The 17,460-nt window shown below is 70.1% G+C and carries 19 protein-coding genes and 1 tRNA gene; 9 read left to right on the top strand and 11 right to left on the bottom strand.

Annotated features, from left to right (window positions below; genetic code table 11):
- The first annotated feature begins 34 nt into the window (after window positions 1-34).
- Window positions 35-487: a photosystem II biosynthesis protein gene (locus ACWJIO_RS01475; RefSeq protein WP_480310917.1), complete on the top strand. Its 453-nt coding sequence runs from the start codon at window positions 35-37 to the stop codon at window positions 485-487.
- On the opposite strand, the gene ACWJIO_RS01470 is transcribed toward ACWJIO_RS01475, so the two are convergent.
- From ACWJIO_RS01470 to ACWJIO_RS01430, 9 genes are all read right to left on the bottom strand, one after another.
- Complete coding sequence (locus tag ACWJIO_RS01470; RefSeq protein ID WP_480310915.1) at window positions 484-4,020, bottom strand: DNA polymerase III subunit alpha; 3,537 nt, start codon at window positions 4,018-4,020, stop codon at window positions 484-486. The genes ACWJIO_RS01475 and ACWJIO_RS01470 overlap by 4 nt on opposite strands.
- 61 nt (window positions 4,021-4,081) lie before the next feature.
- The gene (gatA, locus tag ACWJIO_RS01465) at window positions 4,082-5,542 is read right to left on the bottom strand and encodes an Asp-tRNA(Asn)/Glu-tRNA(Gln) amidotransferase subunit GatA (protein WP_480310913.1); all 1,461 of its coding nucleotides are present in this window, start codon (window positions 5,540-5,542) and stop codon (window positions 4,082-4,084) included.
- A 30-nt stretch (window positions 5,543-5,572) separates the two neighbouring features.
- A complete protein-coding gene (locus ACWJIO_RS01460) occupies window positions 5,573-5,812 on the bottom strand; it encodes a DUF1816 domain-containing protein (RefSeq protein WP_480310912.1) in 240 nt (79 codons plus the stop codon).
- 63 nt (window positions 5,813-5,875) lie between these two features.
- Window positions 5,876-7,654: a 23S rRNA (guanosine(2251)-2'-O)-methyltransferase RlmB gene (gene rlmB / locus ACWJIO_RS01455; RefSeq protein ID WP_480310910.1), complete on the bottom strand. Its 1,779-nt coding sequence runs from the start codon at window positions 7,652-7,654 to the stop codon at window positions 5,876-5,878.
- Window positions 7,655-7,666: 12 nt separating this feature from the next.
- The gene (locus ACWJIO_RS01450) at window positions 7,667-8,101 is read right to left on the bottom strand and encodes a ribonuclease III domain-containing protein (protein WP_480310909.1); all 435 of its coding nucleotides are present in this window, start codon (window positions 8,099-8,101) and stop codon (window positions 7,667-7,669) included.
- Window positions 8,082-8,420 carry an STAS domain-containing protein gene (locus ACWJIO_RS01445; RefSeq protein WP_480310907.1) on the bottom strand — a complete coding sequence of 113 codons (339 nt, stop codon included), beginning with the start codon at window positions 8,418-8,420 and terminating at the stop codon, window positions 8,082-8,084. The genes ACWJIO_RS01450 and ACWJIO_RS01445 overlap by 20 nt, the downstream gene beginning before the upstream one ends.
- A 115-nt stretch (window positions 8,421-8,535) precedes the next feature.
- Window positions 8,536-9,675 (bottom strand): glutamine-hydrolyzing carbamoyl-phosphate synthase small subunit, encoded by a 1,140-nt coding sequence (carA, locus tag ACWJIO_RS01440; RefSeq protein ID WP_480311498.1) that lies wholly within the window; start codon window positions 9,673-9,675, stop codon window positions 8,536-8,538.
- Between the two features lie 276 nt (window positions 9,676-9,951).
- Window positions 9,952-11,034: an anthranilate phosphoribosyltransferase gene (trpD, locus tag ACWJIO_RS01435; RefSeq protein ID WP_480310906.1), complete on the bottom strand. Its 1,083-nt coding sequence runs from the start codon at window positions 11,032-11,034 to the stop codon at window positions 9,952-9,954.
- Window positions 11,035-11,217: 183 nt separating this feature from the next.
- Window positions 11,218-11,523, bottom strand: a complete 306-nt coding sequence (locus tag ACWJIO_RS01430) for a DUF3288 family protein (RefSeq protein WP_480310905.1) — start codon at window positions 11,521-11,523, stop codon at window positions 11,218-11,220.
- A gap of 73 nt (window positions 11,524-11,596) precedes the next feature.
- On the opposite strand from ACWJIO_RS01430, the gene ACWJIO_RS01425 reads away from it, so the two are divergent.
- The 7 genes from ACWJIO_RS01425 (at window position 11,597) to ACWJIO_RS01395 (ending at window position 15,506) form a co-directional block, all read left to right on the top strand.
- Window positions 11,597-13,390, top strand: a complete 1,794-nt coding sequence (locus ACWJIO_RS01425; RefSeq protein WP_480310903.1) for an ABC transporter ATP-binding protein — start codon at window positions 11,597-11,599, stop codon at window positions 13,388-13,390.
- 117 nt (window positions 13,391-13,507) lie between these two features.
- The gene (locus ACWJIO_RS01420) at window positions 13,508-13,795 is read left to right on the top strand and encodes a hypothetical protein (protein WP_186699959.1); all 288 of its coding nucleotides are present in this window, start codon (window positions 13,508-13,510) and stop codon (window positions 13,793-13,795) included.
- A gap of 28 nt (window positions 13,796-13,823) precedes the next feature.
- Window positions 13,824-14,552 carry a peptide-methionine (S)-S-oxide reductase MsrA gene (gene msrA / locus ACWJIO_RS01415; protein WP_480310901.1) on the top strand — a complete coding sequence of 243 codons (729 nt, stop codon included), beginning with the start codon at window positions 13,824-13,826 and terminating at the stop codon, window positions 14,550-14,552.
- A gap of 10 nt (window positions 14,553-14,562) precedes the next feature.
- Entirely contained in the window at window positions 14,563-14,859 is a 297-nt protein-coding gene (locus tag ACWJIO_RS01410) for a hypothetical protein (RefSeq protein ID WP_480310899.1), read from the top strand.
- Between the two features lie 22 nt (window positions 14,860-14,881).
- Window positions 14,882-15,064 carry a hypothetical protein gene (locus ACWJIO_RS01405; protein WP_480310897.1) on the top strand — a complete coding sequence of 61 codons (183 nt, stop codon included), beginning with the start codon at window positions 14,882-14,884 and terminating at the stop codon, window positions 15,062-15,064.
- On the top strand, window positions 15,061-15,417 hold the full coding sequence (locus ACWJIO_RS01400; protein ID WP_480310896.1) for a Rho termination factor N-terminal domain-containing protein: 357 nt from the start codon (window positions 15,061-15,063) through the stop codon (window positions 15,415-15,417). Before ACWJIO_RS01405 ends, ACWJIO_RS01400 begins: the two co-directional genes overlap by 4 nt.
- A gap of 15 nt (window positions 15,418-15,432) precedes the next feature.
- Window positions 15,433-15,506: transfer RNA gene (locus tag ACWJIO_RS01395), tRNA-Pro, on the top strand.
- Here ACWJIO_RS01395 and ACWJIO_RS01390 read toward each other — a convergent pair.
- Window positions 15,488-15,778, bottom strand: coding sequence for a hypothetical protein (locus tag ACWJIO_RS01390; protein WP_480310894.1), 291 nt, complete (start codon window positions 15,776-15,778; stop codon window positions 15,488-15,490). The genes ACWJIO_RS01395 and ACWJIO_RS01390 overlap by 19 nt on opposite strands.
- Before the next feature lie 202 nt (window positions 15,779-15,980).
- Window positions 15,981-16,679, bottom strand: a complete 699-nt coding sequence (locus ACWJIO_RS01385) for a 3'-5' exonuclease (RefSeq protein WP_480310893.1) — start codon at window positions 16,677-16,679, stop codon at window positions 15,981-15,983.
- A gap of 317 nt (window positions 16,680-16,996) precedes the next feature.
- On the opposite strand from ACWJIO_RS01385, the gene ACWJIO_RS01380 reads away from it, so the two are divergent.
- Window positions 16,997-17,455, top strand: coding sequence for a peroxiredoxin (locus ACWJIO_RS01380; protein WP_480310891.1), 459 nt, complete (start codon window positions 16,997-16,999; stop codon window positions 17,453-17,455).
- Window positions 17,456-17,460 lie beyond the last annotated feature (5 nt).

The raw sequence follows: 17,460 nt of genomic DNA, 5'->3' as shown, positions 1-17,460 counted from the left end.
GCCGTTCAGCAGCACGCCACCGCAGAGCGAGTCCATGGCCGGTAAGGGTTTGGGAGATGACGCGGCCGCCCGCGCGAGCCGCAAGGGGTCATCCTCCGGCCGCTCCAAGCCGTCGGCTGTTCCGAGCAAGAAAGCCGCCGCGGTGCCGAGCAAGAAGGCCCCGGCCCGGGCCCGGGCCATTCCCGATGCCGTGGCCAATCGCATGGCACGCCGGGTGGCCATCGCCACCGGCATCCCCACCGTGATGGGGATGGGGGTGTTCGTGGGCAGCTACCTGCTGGTGAGCCGCCAGATCGCTGACATCTCCCCCGGCCTCACCCTGGCCGCCTCCGGCGGCTGCTTCCTGCTGGGGCTGGTGGGCCTGAGCTACGGCGTGCTCTCCGCCAGCTGGGAAGACCAGCCCGGCAGCCTGCTGGGCCAGGAGCAGCTGGGCCTGAACATCGGCCGTCTGCGCCAGTCGCTGCGCAGCCTGCGCAGCGGCAGCTAGGCCGCCAGCAGGGGCGCGCTGATCCGCGCCTGAAACGCCGCAGCCGTGAGCGTGTCGAGGGCGGCGGCGGCATCGGAAACGCAGAACTGGGGGCCGAGCCGCACGAAGCGCACCGCCTCCCCCTGCTGCACCAGGGCCACCACCGGCACCCGCTGGCCGGCTTCGTCCTGGGGCGGACGGTGCCGGTGCAGGCATTCGCGCAGGCGATGCTGGATGGCGATGTCGCCGGCCTGGTCGGCGGGCAGCTCCACCATCAGCAGCTGCAGGTCATCGATCGAGCGGCAGTCATCCACGATCAGCTGCACCCGGTCATCGCGGCGATCCACCGTGGCCCACACCAGCAGGCGGGCATCCACCATCAGGTGGTCGGCCAGGCGGGCGTAGCTGCGGGGGAACACCACGGCCTCGCAGCTGCCGGTGAGGTCTTCGAGCTGCAGCACGGCCATGCGATCGCCCTTGCGGGTGTTCACCTGGCGCAGCTCCGGCACCATCACCACGGCACTCACCTTGGCCTTGTCGGCCTGCTCCTCCAGGTGGGCCAGGGCCAGCGGTGAGAGCAGTTTCACCGGCCGGGCCAGCTGCTTGAGCGGATGGTCCGAGAGGTAGAAGCCCACCAGCTCCTTCTCCAGCCGCAGCTTCTCGGTGGGGGGGTAGTCCTTCACCGGGGCGGCCTTCGGGGCCGTGCTCAGATCGGCCCGGCCGGCGGCAGCGTCAGGGCCCGCGTCGCCGGCGCTGCCCATCAGGTCGAACAGGTTGCCCTGGCCGCTGGCCCGGTCCTTGGCCCGGGAGCTGGACCAGTCGAGCACCAGATCCAGATCGGCCATCAGCTGGGCCCGGTTGGCGGCTGGCTCCAGGGCATCGAGGGCGCCGGAGTGGATCAGGGCCTCGAGGGCGCGGCGGTTGAGCTGGTGGCCGGGGATGCGGTCGCAGAGATCGGCGAGGCCCAGGAACGGGCCATCGCTGCTGCGGCTTTCCAGCAGCTGGCGGATGGCCCCATCGCCCAGATTGCGCACGGCGGAGAGGCCGAACAGGATGCGATCCCCCACCGGCGTGAAGTCGATGCCGGAGGCATTCACATCGGGCGGCATCACCTCGATGCCCATGGCATTGCAGTTGGCGATGTAGCGCTGCACCTTGTCGGAGGCGCCGGCATTCACCGTGAGCAGGGCCGCCATGTAGGCCACGGGGTAGTGGGCCTTGAGATAGGCGGTCTGGAAGGTCACGGCGCCATAGGCCGTGGAGTGGCTCTTGTTGAAGCAGTACTCGGCGAACAGCACCATCTGCTCGAACAGGGTTTCGGCCACCCGGGGCTCCACGCCGCGATCGGTGGCCCCCTTCACAAACAGGCTCTGGTGTTTCTCCATCTCACTCTTCTTCTTCTTGCCCATCGCCCGGCGCAGCAGATCCGCCTCACCGAGCGAATAGCCGGCCAGGTCCTGGGCGATCTTCATGATCTGCTCCTGATACACCATGATCCCGTAGGTTTCGCTCAGGATCGGCTTCAGGGCCGCGTGCACCACCTCAATCGCTTCGCGGCCGTGCTTGCGATTGATGAATTTGGGAATCAGCCCGGCATCCAGGGGACCCGGCCGGTAGAGCGCCAGGATCGAGGAAATGTCCTCCAGGGATGAGGGCTTCAGATCGCGCACGATCTGGCGCATGCCACTCGATTCCAGCTGGAAGATGCCCTCCAGATCGCCGCGGGCCAGCAGGCTGTAGGTGGCGGGATCATCGAGGGGAAGGCGGTCGGGGTCCACCCGGGCGCCGGTGCTCTCCTCCACCAGGGCCAGGGTCTTGTCGATCATGGTGAGGTTCTTGAGGCCGAGGAAGTCCATCTTCAGCAGCCCCATCGACTCCACGTCTTCCATGAAGTACTGGGTGATCACCTGGCCGTCGTTGTTGCGCTGCAGCGGCACCAGCTGATCGAGGGGATCGGCGGCGATCACCACGCCGGCGGCGTGCACCCCGAAGGTCTTGTTGGTGCCCTCGATGCGCATCGCCATGTCCACCCAGCGGCGCACCTGCGGATCCCTCTCGTACTTCTCGCGGAATTCCGGCGCCGGCGATTCAGGGCCGATCATCTCCTTGAGCTTGGCCGGTTTGCCGCGCACCACCGGGATCAGCTTGGCCAGCCGGTCGGCATCGCCGTAGGGAATGTCCAGCACCCGGGCCACGTCCTTGAGCACGGCCTTGGAGGTCATGCGGTTGAAGGTGATGATCTGGGCCACCTTGTCTTCGCCGTAGCGCTGGGTCACGTACTCGATCACCTCGCCGCGGCGCTCGATGCAGAAGTCGGTGTCGATGTCAGGCATCGACTTGCGCTCAGGGTTGAGGAACCGCTCGAACAGCAACCCATGCACCACCGGATCGATGTTGGTGATGCCCAGGGCATAGGCCACCAGGGAACCCGCCGCCGAGCCCCGTCCCGGCCCCACCGGAATGCCACTGTCGCGGGCGAAGCGGATGTAGTCCCACACCACCAGGAAATAGGTGGGGAAGCCCATCTGCTCCATCACCTGCAGCTCGAAGTGCAGCCGTTCGCCATAGGCCGGATCGAAGGGCGCCCCGGCGGCCAGCTCCAGCCGATCGCGCAGGCCCTGCTCCGCCACGCTGGTGAGATAGCTCACGGCGGTGTGGCCCTCCGGGATCGGGAAACGGGGCATCTGGTAGCGGCCCAGGATGTCGTAGTCGTCCACCTTCTCGGCCACCCGGGCCGTGTTGGCCACCGCCCGCTGGATCAGCTCCGGCTCCAGGTGATCGGCGAACAGGCCGAGCATCTCGGCCTCGCTCTTGATGTATTCCGTGCCGGTGTAGCGCAGCCGCTTCTCATCACTGATCAGCTTGCCGGTGAGCACGCACAGCAGGGCGTCATGGGCCTCCACATCCCCCACGCTGAGGTAGTGGGCGTCGTTGGTGGCGATCAGCTCAATGCCCAGCTCGGCGCCGATGCGGGCGATGCCGCTGTTGACGATGCGGTCTTCAAGGCCGCCGTGGTCCTGGATCTCGAGGTAGAAGTCGTCGCCGAACACCTCCTGGTACCAGGCCGCCACCTCGCGGGCCACCTCGGGCCGGCCCCGCAGGATCGCCTGGGGGATCTCGCCGCCCAGGCAGGCCGTGGCCACGATCAGCCCCTCGCTGTGCTGGCGCAGCAGCTGTTTGTCGATGCAGGCCCTCGCGAAGATGCCCCGGCCGCGCATGCCGCGCAGGTGGCTGAGGGAGGTGAGCTTCACCAGATTGCGGTAGCCCACCGCGTTCTTGGCCAGCACCACCAGGTGATACCGCCGCTCCTTCTTGGGCGGGTTGGGATCGTCCAGAGAGCCGTTGATCACGTACATCTCATTGCCGATGATCGGCTTGATGCCGGCCTTGGCGCAGAGCTTCAGCAGTTCAATGGCGCCATACATGACGCCGTGGTCGGTGAGGGCCAGGGCCGGCATGCCCAGGGCCACGGCCCGCTCCACCATGGCCGGCAGCTGGCTGGCCCCATCCAGAAGGCTGTAGTCGCTGTGGTTGTGGAGGGGGACGAAGGCCACGGACAACCGCATCTGTGGTGGTCAGAGTAGGGCCGCACCACCAGATCTGGGGTGGTGCAGTTCAGACGGCCAGGGCCGCCTCAGGACGGCGCTCCATCACCCTGGCGGCCAGCTCGTAGTGGTGCGCCACCTGCAGCAGCAGACCCTCCTCCAGCACATTGGTGATCAGCTGCACGCCGATCGGCAGGCCGCGCCCATCAAAGCCGCAGGGCAGGCTGATCGCCGGCAGGCCGGCCATGTTGGCCGGGATCGTGAGCAGGTCGGCCAGGTACATGGCCAGGGGGTCGTCGGTGTGGGCGCCGAAGCCGAAGGCGGTGGTGGGGGAGGTGGGGGTGAGCAGCACATCCACCGCCTCGAAGGCCCGGTCGAAGTCGCGCCGGATCAGGGTGCGCACCTGCTGGGCCTTCTTGTAGTAGGCATCCACATAGCCGGCCGAGAGGGCATAGGTGCCGATCAGGATGCGGCGCTGCACTTCATCGCCGAAGCCCTCGGCACGGCTGCGGGCGGTCATCTCGGCCAGGTTGGCGGCCCCTTCGGCCCGATAGCCGTACTTGACGCCGTCGTAGCGGGCCAGGTTGGCCGAGGCCTCCGATGGGGCAATCACGTAGTAGGTGGCGATGCCGTCGTTGAAGCGGGGGCAGCTCACCTCCACCAGCTCGCAGCCCTGCCGCTCCAGGGTGGCGGCGGCCTCCAGCACCGACGCCTTCACCTCGGGGGCCAGGCCCTCGGCCTCCAGGCACTCGCGCACGATGCCCACCCGCAGCCCCGCCACCGGCTGCTGCAGCGCGGCGCGGTAGTCGGGCACCGGCAGGCGCAGACAGGTGGAGTCGCGGGGATCGGGGCCGGCGATCACCTGCAGCAGTTCCGCCGCATCGGCAACGCTGCGGCTGAAGGGGCCCACCTGATCGAGGGAGCTGGCGAAGGCCACCAGCCCGTAGCGGCTGACGCGGCCGTAGGTGGGCTTCAACCCCACCACGCCGCAGAAGGAGGCGGGCTGACGGATCGAACCGCCCGTGTCGGAGCCGAGGGCACCGAGGCACTCGCCGGCGGCCACGGCGGCGGCGCTGCCACCCGAACTGCCACCAGGAACCGTCTCGGGGTTCCAGGGGTTGTGGCTGGGCCCGAAGGCAGAGGTCTCGGTGGAGCTGCCCATGGCGAACTCATCGAGATTGGTCTTGCCGACCAGCACCGCGCCGGCCTGCCAGAGCCGTTCGGTCACGGTGGACTCGTAGGGCGGCACGAAGCCCTCCAGCATGCGGCTGGAGCAGGTGGTGGCGATGCCGGCGGTGCAGAGGTTGTCCTTGATCGCCAGCGGAATCCCGGCCAGGGGCGGCAGCGGCTCGCCCGCGGCCCGGGCGGCATCGACGCGGTCGGCATCGGCCCGGGCCCGTTCAGCCGTCACGGTGAGGAAGGCCTTCACGGTGCCGTCCACGGCGTCGATCCGGGCCAGATGGCGGTCCGTGAGCTCCCGGGCCGACACCTCGCCCCGCTCCAGCTGCCCACGCCATTCGGCGATACCCATCCAACCGCTCAGGTGCTTGCGGCGACGCTATCAGCCAACCTCGGTGAGCGGCTCACCACGGCGGAGGCGCAGCAGCTCCACGTCCAGGGAACCGGGCGCTTCGGCCTGAAGGTCGGCCACAAAGGCCGGCAGCCGGGCCTCGAGGCTGCTGCGCCGCAGAAAGGGGCCGAACCAGTACGTAACCTCGGGAGACTGGGTACGAACCCTTCCCCACCAGGCCAGACCCAGACCGTTGGCGCAGCTGCGCAAAGGCCAGAGCAGCAGGTTCATGCACAGAAGCCTCTCAAGCGCCCATTGTGCCCGTCCGCTGGGACGGCTCCTCCCAGACCGGGGTCAGAGGGTGATGTCGGAGCCGAAGGCCGGATCGGAGCGGGTGGAACCGTCAGCCTGGACCAGCTCATCCGTGGGCTGGGGCAGCTCCGCAACGGGCTGATCAGGCTGCTCGGGGCTGGGGGGCTCGGCCAGCGGTGCGGCTGCGGTGTCGGAGGTGGGCTCAGTCACGGGCTGGACCCCGGGGCTGGGCACAGGCAGGACTTCGGGCTGCTCCACGGAATCGGCCTTGATCAGCCCTTCTGACTCGACCACCGAGGGCGCCTCTGACAGCACTTCTGAGGGCGCCTCTGGCAAGGCTGCGGAGATCTCCTGCGGCTCGGCCGCCTCAGGCAGCAACGACTCCAGTGGCGGATCCACACCAGCAGCAGGGTCGAGGGCGGAGGGCTGAACCTCGGGCAGCGGCTGGGGCACCGGCAGCTGGGGCCGACGCAGTCGCGGTGCGGGTTGGCCCCCCTTGAGGCCCTGCATCCAGCCGCGGCGGGCCACCTCATAGAGGAGCATCGCCGTGGCCACCGAGGCGTTGAGGCTGGGGGTGGCGCCCCGCAGCGGGATGCTCACCAGCTGGTCGCAGTGCTTGCGGGTGAGCATCGCCAGGCCGTCGGATTCGGAGCCGGTGACAATCACCAGCGGACCCTCCAGGTCGGCCTGCTCCAGGCTCACCGTGCCCTCGGAAGCGAGGCCCACCACCCGGTAGCCCTCCTGCTTGAGCGTTTCCAGGGCCCGGTTGAGGTTCACCACCCGTGCCACCGGCAGGTGCTCCAGGGCACCGGCGGCCACCTTGGCCACTGAACCGGTGAGGCCGGCGCTGCGGCGCTGGGGCAGCACCATGCCATGGGCTCCCAGCGCCTCGGCGCTGCGGGCGATGGCGCCGAGGTTATGGGGGTCGGTGATGCCATCGAGGGCCATCAGCAGCGGCGGCTCGCCCACCGTGCGGCACCCCTCGATCAGGGAGGTCAGGTCGAGGGTTTCGGCGGCAGCGACCTGCAGCACGATGCCCTGGTGCACGGCACCGCCAGTGAGCTGGCCGAGCCGGGCCCAGGTGACCTCCTCCACCAGCACACCCGAGGCCTTGGCCTCGCGCAGCAACTGCAGGAAACGCGGGCTGAAGCGCAGCTCCGGCGTGCACCAGATGCGGTGCACCGGCCGGCCGCCCTCCAGGGCCGCCTGGGCTGGATGGCGGCCCCAGATCAGGTCGTCAGGGGTCTTGTCCTCCCCATGGCGCTCGGCCTCCGGCAGGGGCCGGGCCTGATCCGCGTCCACCGCCACCACCCGGGCGGGGCGCTCGGAGGTTCCGGGGCGGCGTGGGGCGCCGTAGCTGCGGGGGGCGTCACCGGAGCGGCCCGAATCAGAACGGCGGGCCGGGCCGCGGCCGCTGGCCTCGCGGCGGGCGGGCGGGCGGCTCCAGTCGCGGCTGCCGCCAGCGGCGCCGCCGTCACGGGGCGACCCCTCCCGGTTCCAGCTGGAACGTCCCGAGCTGGCCGGGCGATCCGGGCTGCGTCGGGAAAAGGAGCTGCGCTCCCCCTGGCTGCGGGGGCCTGCAGGCCTGCGGGCGCCCGCAGGACGGGCGCGATCCCAGCCCGTGTCGCCCCCGCGGCTGCGGGGGCCACCCGCATCCTCCCGACCAGGACGGCTGCCCTCGCGGGGGGCCTCCCTCGGACCCTCCTTGGAACCCTCGCGGTCGCGGCCGTAGAAACGTGCTCCGTCCCGGCCCGGGCGCGCGGCCCCTCGGCCCCCACTGCCCGCCCGCTTGTCCGGACGGCGATCGAATCGAGGGCTCATGGTCGGCGCGGATCAGGGGTTGTGGTGCTGCAAGTGATCTAGCAGCACGACCAACCGGGGCGGATCGTGCAGGAACAGCCAGCCCAGCAAGGCCTCAAAACCCGTGGCCCTGGCATAGGTCGCCGCGTCGCTGCCGCGCGGCCCACGGCCGGCACGGTTGCGGGCCCGCCGCACCAGATCCGCTTCGGCCGGCGTCAGCCAGTCCTCCAGCTGGGCCAGCAGCCGCGCCTGGGCGTCAGCGCGCACCTCGTCCACCACCTGGCGATGCAGATCCCTGGCCCGGGCCGGCAGGCGGCAGCGCTCCAGCCGCTGGTGCAGTTCCCACACGGCATCACCGAGCCAGGCCAGCTGCAGCGGGCCCAGGTCTGAGGCAGGGGGGCGGGCCTGCAGCTCCGCCAACCAGGACGTAGGAGCGGGGCCGTCCCGCTCAGGCGGTGAGGCGCTCAAGGGCGGTGCTGAGATCGGGCTGCAGATGCAGGAACTCCTCGAGGCGCACCAGCTTCACCGTCTGAACCACCCGGGCATTGCCCACCACCAGGAACTGCTGCTTGTCGGTGTTGCACTGTTTGGCCAGCTGCACCAGGGCGCCGAGTCCTGAGGAATCGATGAAGTCGATGCTGCTGAGATCCACCACCAGGGGCTGGCCCGGGCTGCGATGCTCGGCGATGAAGGTGCCGAATTGCTTGTCGGAATAGGCATCGAGCTGCCCGGTGAAACGGAACAACTGACAGCGGGCCTGCTGCTCAAAGCCGCCGCGCAGGGACACCGTGAGACGCTGCAGATCGGTGATAGCTCTGCCCCCAAGGCGTAACTGCGGGGAGTGTAGAGAGCTCCACCGCGCTTGCAGCAGAGCAGAACAAAAGTGCGCGTGGCGCCGCCCTTCAGGCCCGGCGTTCGGCCATCAGGGCGGCAAAGCGGCCGAAATGGTGGTCGGCGTCGTGGGGCCCCGGACTGGCCTCAGGGTGGTACTGGATGCCGAACACCGGCTGGTCCCGCAGGGCCAGGGCCGCCACGGTGCGGTCGTTGAGGTTGAGATGGGTGATGGTCACCCGCTCGGGCGGCAGGGAGTCAGCAGCGATGGCGAAGCCATGGTTCTGGCTGGTGATCTCCACCTGGCCGGGGCTGCCGCAGGGGTGGTTGAGGCCCCGGTGGCCGTAGCCCAGCTTGAAGCTGCGCCCCCCCAGGGCCAGGGCCAGGATCTGGTGCCCCATGCAGATACCGAACAGGGGCAGATCGGGCTGCAGCAACAACCCCTTCACCAGCGCCACGCCACTGCTGACGGCCGAGGGGTCGCCGGGACCATTGGAGAGGAACACCCCCTCGGGGCGAAGGGCCATCACCTCCTCCAGGCTGGAGCTGGAGGGCAGCACGGTGACGGCGCAGCCGTGGGCCACCAGGCGATCGAGGATGGCGCGCTTGATGCCGAAATCGATCGCCACCACGCGGTAGGGCTGATCCGGCGAGGGCTGCAGGCGCTGGTCGAAGCCCGCCTGGCAGGTGGAGCTCCAGGTGTAGGGCTCGGCGGTGCTGACCTGGGAGGCCAGATCCAGCCCCTGCATCGACGGCGCCGCCGTGACCTGGGCCAGCAGGGCGGCGGCCGAGGTGCCATCGCTGCTGATCGCCCCGTTGATGGCGCCGCCCTCGCGCAGGTGGCGGACCAGGGCACGGGTGTCGACGCCGCGGATGCCCACCACGCCGTGCCGCTCCAGCCAGGAGCCAAGGCTGGCCTCGGATCGCCAGTTGCTGGCCACGGGCGCCAGCTGGCGGGCGATGACGCCGCGCAGATGGGGCTGGGGAGCTTCCTGGTCAGCGGCGTTGACGCCGGTGTTGCCCAGTTCGGGGTAGGTGAAGGTCACGAGCTGGCCGGAGTAGCTCGGATCGGTCATCACCTCCTGGTACCCGGTCATGCCGGTGTTGAACACCACCTCACCGATGGCCGTGCCCACGGCCCCGAAGGCCTCACCCCGCAACAGGGTGCCGTCAGCAAGCACCAGCAGGGCGGCTCGCGGCGAGCCGGTCATGGTGTCGGGCAGAGCGGTGTCGAAAAGGGCGGTGTCGGGCACAGAGGTGTCGGGCACAGGCTGGAGGACGGGGAATCTGGGACGGGGGTTCCGGGACGGGGGTGCTGAGACGGGGGTGCTGAGACGGGGGTTCTGAGACGGGGGTTCTGAGACGGTGGCTGTGGGACCAAGGCGCGCCGGGAGATTGAGGTTGATTGCCCCGGAGGATGCCCGTGATCACGTCGATCATGCCCCGGGTCGCCGCCGGCGCCGGTGTGCATGGGCACGGGCCTCGGCTCAGCCCGGCGACAGGGCCTGCTGCAGCGCCTCGAGGGTGCGCCAGGCAGCGCCGTCGACCATGGCCCGGCGGGCCGGTTCACAGCCCGCTGCCGGGGTCTCGCTCAGGCCGGCCGCCCACAGCACCAGGGCCGCATTGAGGGCCACCACATCGCGCTGGGGCTGAGTGCCCCGGCCCTGCAGCACAGCTTCGAGAATGGCCTGGTTGGTGGCCAGGTCGCCGCCCGCCAGGGCCGTGATCGGGGCCCTGGCCATGCCGAGCGCTTCCGGGTCGAGCTGGTCGCTGCGCACCTGGCCGTTCTCCACCAGGCGCAGCTCATTCACCCCGGCCAGGGAGGCCTCATCGAGCCCGCCGGCCCCATGCACCACCACGGCTCGACGCAGGCCGAGGCGGGCCAGGGCGCCGGCCATCGGGTCGAGCAGGTCGGCGCGGGCCACACCCAGCACCTGGGCCTCCGGCCGCAGGGGATTCACCAGGGGGCCGAGCAGGTTGAACACGGTGCGCACCCCCAGGCTGCGGCGCAGCGGCGCCAGACCCACCAGGGCGGGGTGCCAGCCGGGGGCGAACAGAAAGGTGACCCCAGCCCGGGGCAGGGCGGCCAGCACCTGCTCCTGGGGCGCCTGCAGATGGATGCCCAGGGCCTCGAGCACGTCCGCCGAGCCGACCCGGCCACTGGCGCTGCGGTTGCCGTGCTTGGCCACGGCCACTCCGCAGGCGGCGGCCACAAAGGCCACGGCGGTGGAGATGTTGAAGCTGTCGGCGCCGTCGCCACCGGTGCCGCAGGTGTCGACCAGCGCCAGGGCGGGCCGGGGCAGCTGCAGGGCGCAGGCCTCGAGCAACACCTCGGCCATCGCCGCCAGTTCTGCCGCCTCCACCCCCTTGGCCCGCAGGGCGGCCAGCAGGGCGCCGGTGAGCACGGCCGGGATCTCCTCGTCCAGCCAGCCCCTCATCAGGGCCGTGGCCTGCTGTGCCGACAGGGCCTCGCCGGCCAGCAGCTGCTCCAGCAGGGCGCTCCAGGCAGCCGGGCTGCCGGACGCAGCGGAACCGGAGGACGGACTGGCAGGAGAGGGAGTGGCGGCCATGGCTGGGCAGAAATCGGCAAGAAAAAGCCCGGGTGCAGAGCACTCCGGGCCGGGTGATGGGGACCCACCCACTATCACCCGAAGAGCGGCCCTGCGGCACAGACCCACGGATCAACATGCTCAGCCCAGGACCGGGCAACAGCCGAGCGGGGCCTTGGGGCCCCGGCGAGAACAACTGGGGCCTCAGCTCTCCTGGGCGGCAGTGTCAAAACCCGATCCCACGGCCTCGCCGGTGCTGGGCGATGGCCGGAAGTCGGCGGCCCAGATGGCGCGGGTGCGCTCGTGCAGGGCAGTGCGGCTGAGCTTCCAGAAGCGCAGCACCTTGGCCAGATCGTCCTGGATGTCCTGGGCGCCTGGAAATCCTTCGTAACGCATCAGCAAGCGGGCCGCATCCACCAGATCCTCATCACGCGGTTCGGCGGCCGCCAGCAGCCGATCCACCACCACCCGGTCGAGGGCATGGAGGGGATGGCTCTGGGGCTGGGACATGGGAGGAGGGGGGAGGCAGGCGCGGGGGGCAGCCCCGCGATCCCTAGGTTGGACCCACTTTGGCGAAGGCCGCGTGGGCGGGTTCCGGCTCGATCTGATCAGGCGCTATCTGCGGCCCCACCGGCGCACCGTGCTGATCGGGGCTGCCGCCCTGGTGGTGGTGAACCTGCTGAGCGTGAGCATTCCGCTGCTGGTGCGCGGCGTGATCGACGACCTCCAGGACGGCTTCGCCCTGCGGGATGTGTACCTGCAGGCGGGCCTGATCATGGCGCTGGCCACGGCCATGGGTGCCGTACGGCTCTATTCGAGGGTGCTGGTGTTCGGGGTGGGGCGCCAGGTGGAGGCCGACCTCAAGCAGCAGATCTTCGACCACCTGCTGCTGCAGGAGCCGGGCTGGGTGCAGAACATCGGCAGCGGCGAGGTGATCAGCCGCGCCACCAGTGACGTGGAGAACGTGCGCCGCCTGCTCGGCTTCGCCGTGCTCAGCCTCACCAACACCGCCCTGGCCTACGCCCTCACCCTGCCGGCGATGCTGAGCATCGACCCCTGGCTGAGCCTGGCGGCCGTGGGGCTCTACCCGCTGATGCTGATCACGGTGCGGCTGTTCGGCGGCCGCATGATGCGCCAGCAGCGCCGCCAGCAGGAGGCCCTCGCTGGCCTGAGCGACCTGATCCAGGAAGACCTCTCCGGCATCAGCGCCATCAAGATCTACGGCCAGGAGGCCACCGAGCAGCAGGCCTTCGCCTGGCGCAACCGCCTCTACCGCGATGCCGCCCTGGGGCTGGCCCGCACCCGCAGCACCCTGTTCCCTCTGCTGGAGGGCATCTCCTCGATCAGCCTGCTGCTGCTGCTGGCCCTGGGCAGTGGCCAGCTGGAGAGCGGCCGGCTCAGCATCGGCAACCTGGTGGCCCTGATCCTGTTCGTGGAACGGCTGGTGTTCCCCACGGCCCTGCTCGGCTTCACCCTCAACACCTTCCAGACCGGGCAGGTGAGCCTGGAGCGGGTGGAGGACCTGCTGCGCCGCAAGCCCCTGGTGGAGTCGCCCCCCGATCCGGTGCCCTTCCGCGGTCGCGGACGCGGCGCCGTCGAGGCACGCGGCCTCACCGTGCGCTATCCGGGGGCCGTGCGGCCCGCCCTGGTGGACGTGAGCTTCCGGATCCGGCCCGGCGAGCTGGTGGCAGTGGTGGGGCCGGTGGGTTGCGGCAAGACCTCCCTGGCCCGCGCCCTGGGCCGGATGGTGGAGGTGGACCCCGGCGAGCTCTGGATCGATGGTTACGACATCACCAGCCTGAGCCTCAGCGACCTGCGCCGGCAGGTGGCCCTGGTGCCCCAGGAGGGCTACCTGTTCACCGCCAGCCTGGCCGACAACCTGCGCTACGGCGAGCCCCAGGCGCCGCTGCAGGCGGTGGAGCAGGCCGCCCGGGACGCCCGCCTCGAGGGCGACATCAAGGCCTTCCCCGACGGCTACCGCACCCTGGTGGGCGAGCGGGGCATCACCCTCAGCGGCGGCCAGCGCCAGCGCACAGCCCTGGGCCGCGCCCTGCTGGTGGATGCGCCGCTGCTGGTGCTCGATGACGCCCTGGCCAGCGTGGACAACACCACCGCCGCCGAGATCCTGCGCACCATCCGCCGGGGGCAGCAGGGGGGCGGCGGCACCAGTGGGGTCACCAGTGGGGTCACCGACCGCACGATCCTGATGATCAGCCACCAGCTCTCGGCCGCGGCGGCCTGCGATCGGATCCTGGTGCTGGAGCAGGGCCGCCTGGTGCAGGAGGGCCATCACGACGCCCTGCTGGCCCAGCCCGGCACCTACCGGCGGCTGTGGGCCCGCGAACAGGCCTCCGAGCAGCTGCGCGCCGCCGGCTGAGGCCCGCTGCTCAGGGGTCAGGGGGTCTTGTCCAAACAGTTGTTGAGCACCACGGCCAGGTCCCCCGGAGCTGGCTTGAGTGGGGTGGGAACTTCTGCCCCTCACCCCCACCCCGCCATGTCGTCCGCCAGCAGCCTGCAACCCCGGCTCGACACCCAGGCCTACGCCCTGCGTTGCACCCTCACCTTCGGGGACATCTACGGCCAGATCCTGATCTGGATGGCGGTGATCTTCGCCAGCCTGGCGGCGGGGCTGGCGCTGATGGGGGCCAGCAAACCGATCGTGGCCCTGGTGGGAGTGGGCCTGATCCTGGTGCTGTCGCTGCCGTTCCTGCTGTTCGCCTTCACCACCACCCTGCTGAACCACATCGCCCTGGAACCCAGGCCGGCCGCCCCCTCGCCCTGACTAGGCTGACCCCACTCGCCTGAAGCCGTTGTTCGGCCTCTTCCAGAAGCCCGACTCCTCCACCAGCAGCCAGCAGCCGGGGGGCCAGCAGGAGCGGCTGCACGCCGTTCTGGGCACCCCCATTGACGCCCCCGTGGCCTACGGCCAGCAGGAGGTGTTCTTCGGCTGCGGCTGCTTCTGGGGAGCGGAGAAGGGGTTCTGGCGCCTGCCCGGGGTGGTCACCACCGCCGTGGGCTATGCCGGTGGCTCCCTCACAGACCCCAGCTACCAGCAGGTGTGCTCGGGCCGCAGCGGCCACAGCGAAGTGGTGCGGGTGGTGTGGGAGTCCAGCGCCATCGGCTTTGCCGACCTGCTCAAGCTCTTCTGGGAATGCCACGACCCCACCCAGGGCGATCGCCAGGGCAACGACCGCGGCTCCCAGTACCGCTCGGCCCTCTTCGTGACCAGCGCCGAGCAGCTGCAGCTGGCCGAGGCCAGCCGTGAGAGCTACCAGGCTCTGCTCAGCGCCGCCGGCCTGGGCGCGATCACCACCGAACTCCTTCAGGACGTGCCCTTCTGGCCCGCCGAGACCTACCACCAGCAGTACCTGGCCAAACCGGGCAGCAGGCCCTACTGCTCGGCCCAGCCCACGGGCGTGCCCCTGGGGGAGTTCGCGGATGCCGACTACAGACTTGACCCCAGGGTCTGGCAGGCCTACGACTGGTCGATCAGCCACTGCGTGCTGCGGGGCGACAACGCGCCCATCCGCCTCGACTGATCCCGCTCTGATGCCAAGCCTGTTCCTGTCGATGCTGCTGTTGAGCCAGATGTCGCCCTGGTGGGAGAACTACGACAGCACGGAGACTTTCATCTGCCCGAACAAGGGCCGGGTGCTGGTGGAGCGCAACGACTCCCAGGCCTCGCTGATCAGCGGTGGCGCCCGGGCCACCTACTTCAGGGAGTCGTCACAGCTGCCAGGCCTGCGCTACCGCAACAGGAGCCGCACCCTGATTCTGCGGGGCGACATTCTCACCCTCGAGCAGCTGCCCAGCCGCATTGACTGCACCCGCACCGAGCGGGTCTGACCACCCCCCCGCCCCTGAGCCCATGACCCCCCTGCCGGACCGTGTCGTGATCGTGGCCATGGTCAGCACCATCGGGGTGTGCTTTGCCCTGGTGCTCTGGACCGTGAAGCTCAATCCCCGCCTCGAGCTGCCGATGCAGTGGCGCGACGCCCCAGCCGCCGAACGCCCGGCCTGGCCGGCTGGTGACCGCGGCCGGCTGCTGTGAGCCCTGCCCGCGATCCACAGGAGAGCGAGCAGGAGAGGCCCGAGCGCCAGCTGCACCCCCTGCCGCGGGGCTTGGTTGAGCTCTACGGCCTCCTGGCGGTGCTGTTCGTGCTGGTGCCCGAGTGGATGGCCGGCAGCGTGCTGAGCGGCTTCCGCGACCAGCGCAGCGGGCAGCTGCTGGCTCCGGCCTCCGCAGCCTGGCGGCGGCTGCCGGAACTGCGGCTGGCCGGCATGTCCCTGGCGGAGCTGCGGCTGCTGGCTCGGCAACTCCGCCTTCCCGGCTACGCGGGGCTGTCACGCCAGCAGCTCGCGGCCCGGCTGCTGAGGCGGCTGAGAAGGCGCAAAGCGCTGTGATAGCTTTCGTTCTGCCGGGGCGTAGCGCAGCTTGGTAGCGCACCACTTTGGGGTAGTGGGGGTCGTGGGTTCAAATCCCGCCGCTCCGATTCAATCGGCCCTTTGAAGGGCCAACCTGAGACTGTTCAGGTGTCATGTCGTCCTCAGCCGGCTTCCCCAGCCGGCTTTTTGCTGCGGTGGACACCAGGCGAGTGCGCACCTTGAAGCGGACCAGCCAACGGTTCACCTGGTCCCGCAGCAGGCCGGGCACCTCCAGATGCAATTGGGCCAGTTCCTCTGCCGCCAGCCGATGCAGGGCCCGTGCATCCACGCGCCAGAGACATTCCGCTTCCCGGATCAGCCGGGCCCAGGAGCGGCTCACCTGCCAGCAGTTGAGCCGCAGACGCGGCGAACCCTTCCCGCTGGACCGGCAGGGTCTGCAGGGCGTGGCCATCGGTGGAACAACCCTCATGTCTCCAGGATGCAAAGCCAGGCGGGGCCTTGGCCTCAACCCACCGCTGCGCTTCAGGCAATGGAAACAAAACGGTGCAGGCGCCCCATCCGGCCGGGCAGCAGGTTGGCCATCAAGCGGCGGCGCTGCCCTCGGCCACCGGCTCCACGGCAAAGGGCAAGGCCATGGCCTCCCGGGCACTCAGGCGCCTGGTCCAGGCGCCGGGCACCGGGTTGTTCCAGCGGAATCCGGCCTGCTTGGCCTGATGGCGCTCCGCGTAGGACAGCTGGGCCCTGAACAGCTCCCGCGGTTCCAGTGCCGCCTCAAGCAGGAGCTCCAGATCGTCACAGCGGGCGAACACCTCGGCCAGGTAGATGCAGTCTGTGAGGGCCCGGTGGGCGGCCCACACCGGCACGCCATAGGCGAGGGCCAGATCCCGCACCGAGGGGCTGGGCCGCAGCTGACGCGCCGCCGGCCAGCGGATGTCGTCCATGGAGCAGATCCAGGGCAGTGCCAGCTCCGGCAGCTCCTGACGACCAAACCACTGCCGATCGAAGCGGGCGTTGTGGGCGAGCGCCGCATCGGCGTGGGCCGCCATCGCCTCGAAGCAGGCCAGGCCCTCTCGCCAGGGCTGGGGCAGCCGGGTGATGGCCGGGACGATGCCATTGATGCCCTCGGCCGGGTTGCTGTGGGCCGGCAGCAGGAAGGACACCTGGCTGAGCACCGCCCGACCGCTCACGTGAAACAGGATGGCCCCCACCTCCAGACAGACGTGCTCGCGGGGATCCAGCCCGCTGGTTTCGGTGTCGAGGATCAGCAGGAACTCAGGCACAGCCCGCTGTTTCCCTGAAGGCCCTCCATCCTGCTGCAGATCCAATGGCGGGCGCGGATGCGATTCAGGGTCGGCTTCAGCAGCAGGTTCAGGTGCAGATTCAGGTGCAGATTCGGAGGCAGCGCTCGGCACCAGTTGCAGCTCGGCCTCAGGAGCAGCCAGCAGACTCCCCAGCAGATCCTGCTGCTGCCACAGGCTGTCCTGTTCCGGAGGGATACCACTCACAGGGCTGGCGGTCGCGCCCCTCCATCCTCCCAGCCCCGGCAAGCGACCAGCCCCTGCCCCTGCTTAGGGTCTGGGCACCACGACTGCTGACCATGGGTGTTGCCGTCGGCGATCGGGCCCCCCTGATCGCCCTCCCAGACCAGAGCGGCTGCGAGCGGCGCAGCGACCAGCTGGGCGGCCGGGCCCTGGTGCTGTTCTTCTACCCCAAGGACGACACCCCTGGCTGCACCATGGAGGCCTGCGCCTTCCGCGACAGCTTCGCCGACCTGCAGGCCCTCGGCGCCGAGGTCTGGGGGGTCAGTGGCGATGACGCCGCCAGCCACAGCCGCTTCGCCCAGCGCCATCACCTCCCCTACCCGCTGCTGGTGGATCGGGGCAATGCCCTTCGCAAGGCCTTCGGGGTGCCCAGCGTGCTGGGCCTGCTGCCCGGACGGGTCACCTATGTGATCGATGCGGCGGGGGTGATCCGCCACCAGTTCAACAACCTCCTCGACGGCCCAGCCCATCGCCGTGAGGCCCTCCAGGCCCTGCAGGCGCTGCAGGCGACCTGAGAGCC

This window comes from Paraciimarium castrense LEGE 11436 (assembly GCF_056633055.1).
The sequence above is the reverse complement of the archived record's forward strand: the minus strand, read 5'-3'. Positions and strand labels throughout refer to the sequence as shown.

Coding starts and splice junctions, on each gene's coding strand:
- ACWJIO_RS01475 (WP_480310917.1), top strand. CDS start 35: ATGGCCGGTAAGGGTTTGGGAGATGACGCGGCCGCCCGCGCGAGCCGC.
- gatA (WP_480310913.1), bottom strand. CDS start 5,542: ATGGGTATCGCCGAATGGCGTGGGCAGCTGGAGCGGGGCGAGGTGTCG.
- ACWJIO_RS01460 (WP_480310912.1), bottom strand. CDS start 5,812: ATGAACCTGCTGCTCTGGCCTTTGCGCAGCTGCGCCAACGGTCTGGGT.
- rlmB (WP_480310910.1), bottom strand. CDS start 7,654: ATGAGCCCTCGATTCGATCGCCGTCCGGACAAGCGGGCGGGCAGTGGG.
- carA (WP_480311498.1), bottom strand. CDS start 9,675: ATGACCGGCTCGCCGCGAGCCGCCCTGCTGGTGCTTGCTGACGGCACC.
- trpD (WP_480310906.1), bottom strand. CDS start 11,034: ATGGCCGCCACTCCCTCTCCTGCCAGTCCGTCCTCCGGTTCCGCTGCG.
- ACWJIO_RS01430 (WP_480310905.1), bottom strand. CDS start 11,523: ATGTCCCAGCCCCAGAGCCATCCCCTCCATGCCCTCGACCGGGTGGTG.
- ACWJIO_RS01420 (WP_186699959.1), top strand. CDS start 13,508: ATGTCGTCCGCCAGCAGCCTGCAACCCCGGCTCGACACCCAGGCCTAC.
- ACWJIO_RS01410 (WP_480310899.1), top strand. CDS start 14,563: ATGCCAAGCCTGTTCCTGTCGATGCTGCTGTTGAGCCAGATGTCGCCC.
- ACWJIO_RS01405 (WP_480310897.1), top strand. CDS start 14,882: ATGACCCCCCTGCCGGACCGTGTCGTGATCGTGGCCATGGTCAGCACC.
- ACWJIO_RS01380 (WP_480310891.1), top strand. CDS start 16,997: ATGGGTGTTGCCGTCGGCGATCGGGCCCCCCTGATCGCCCTCCCAGAC.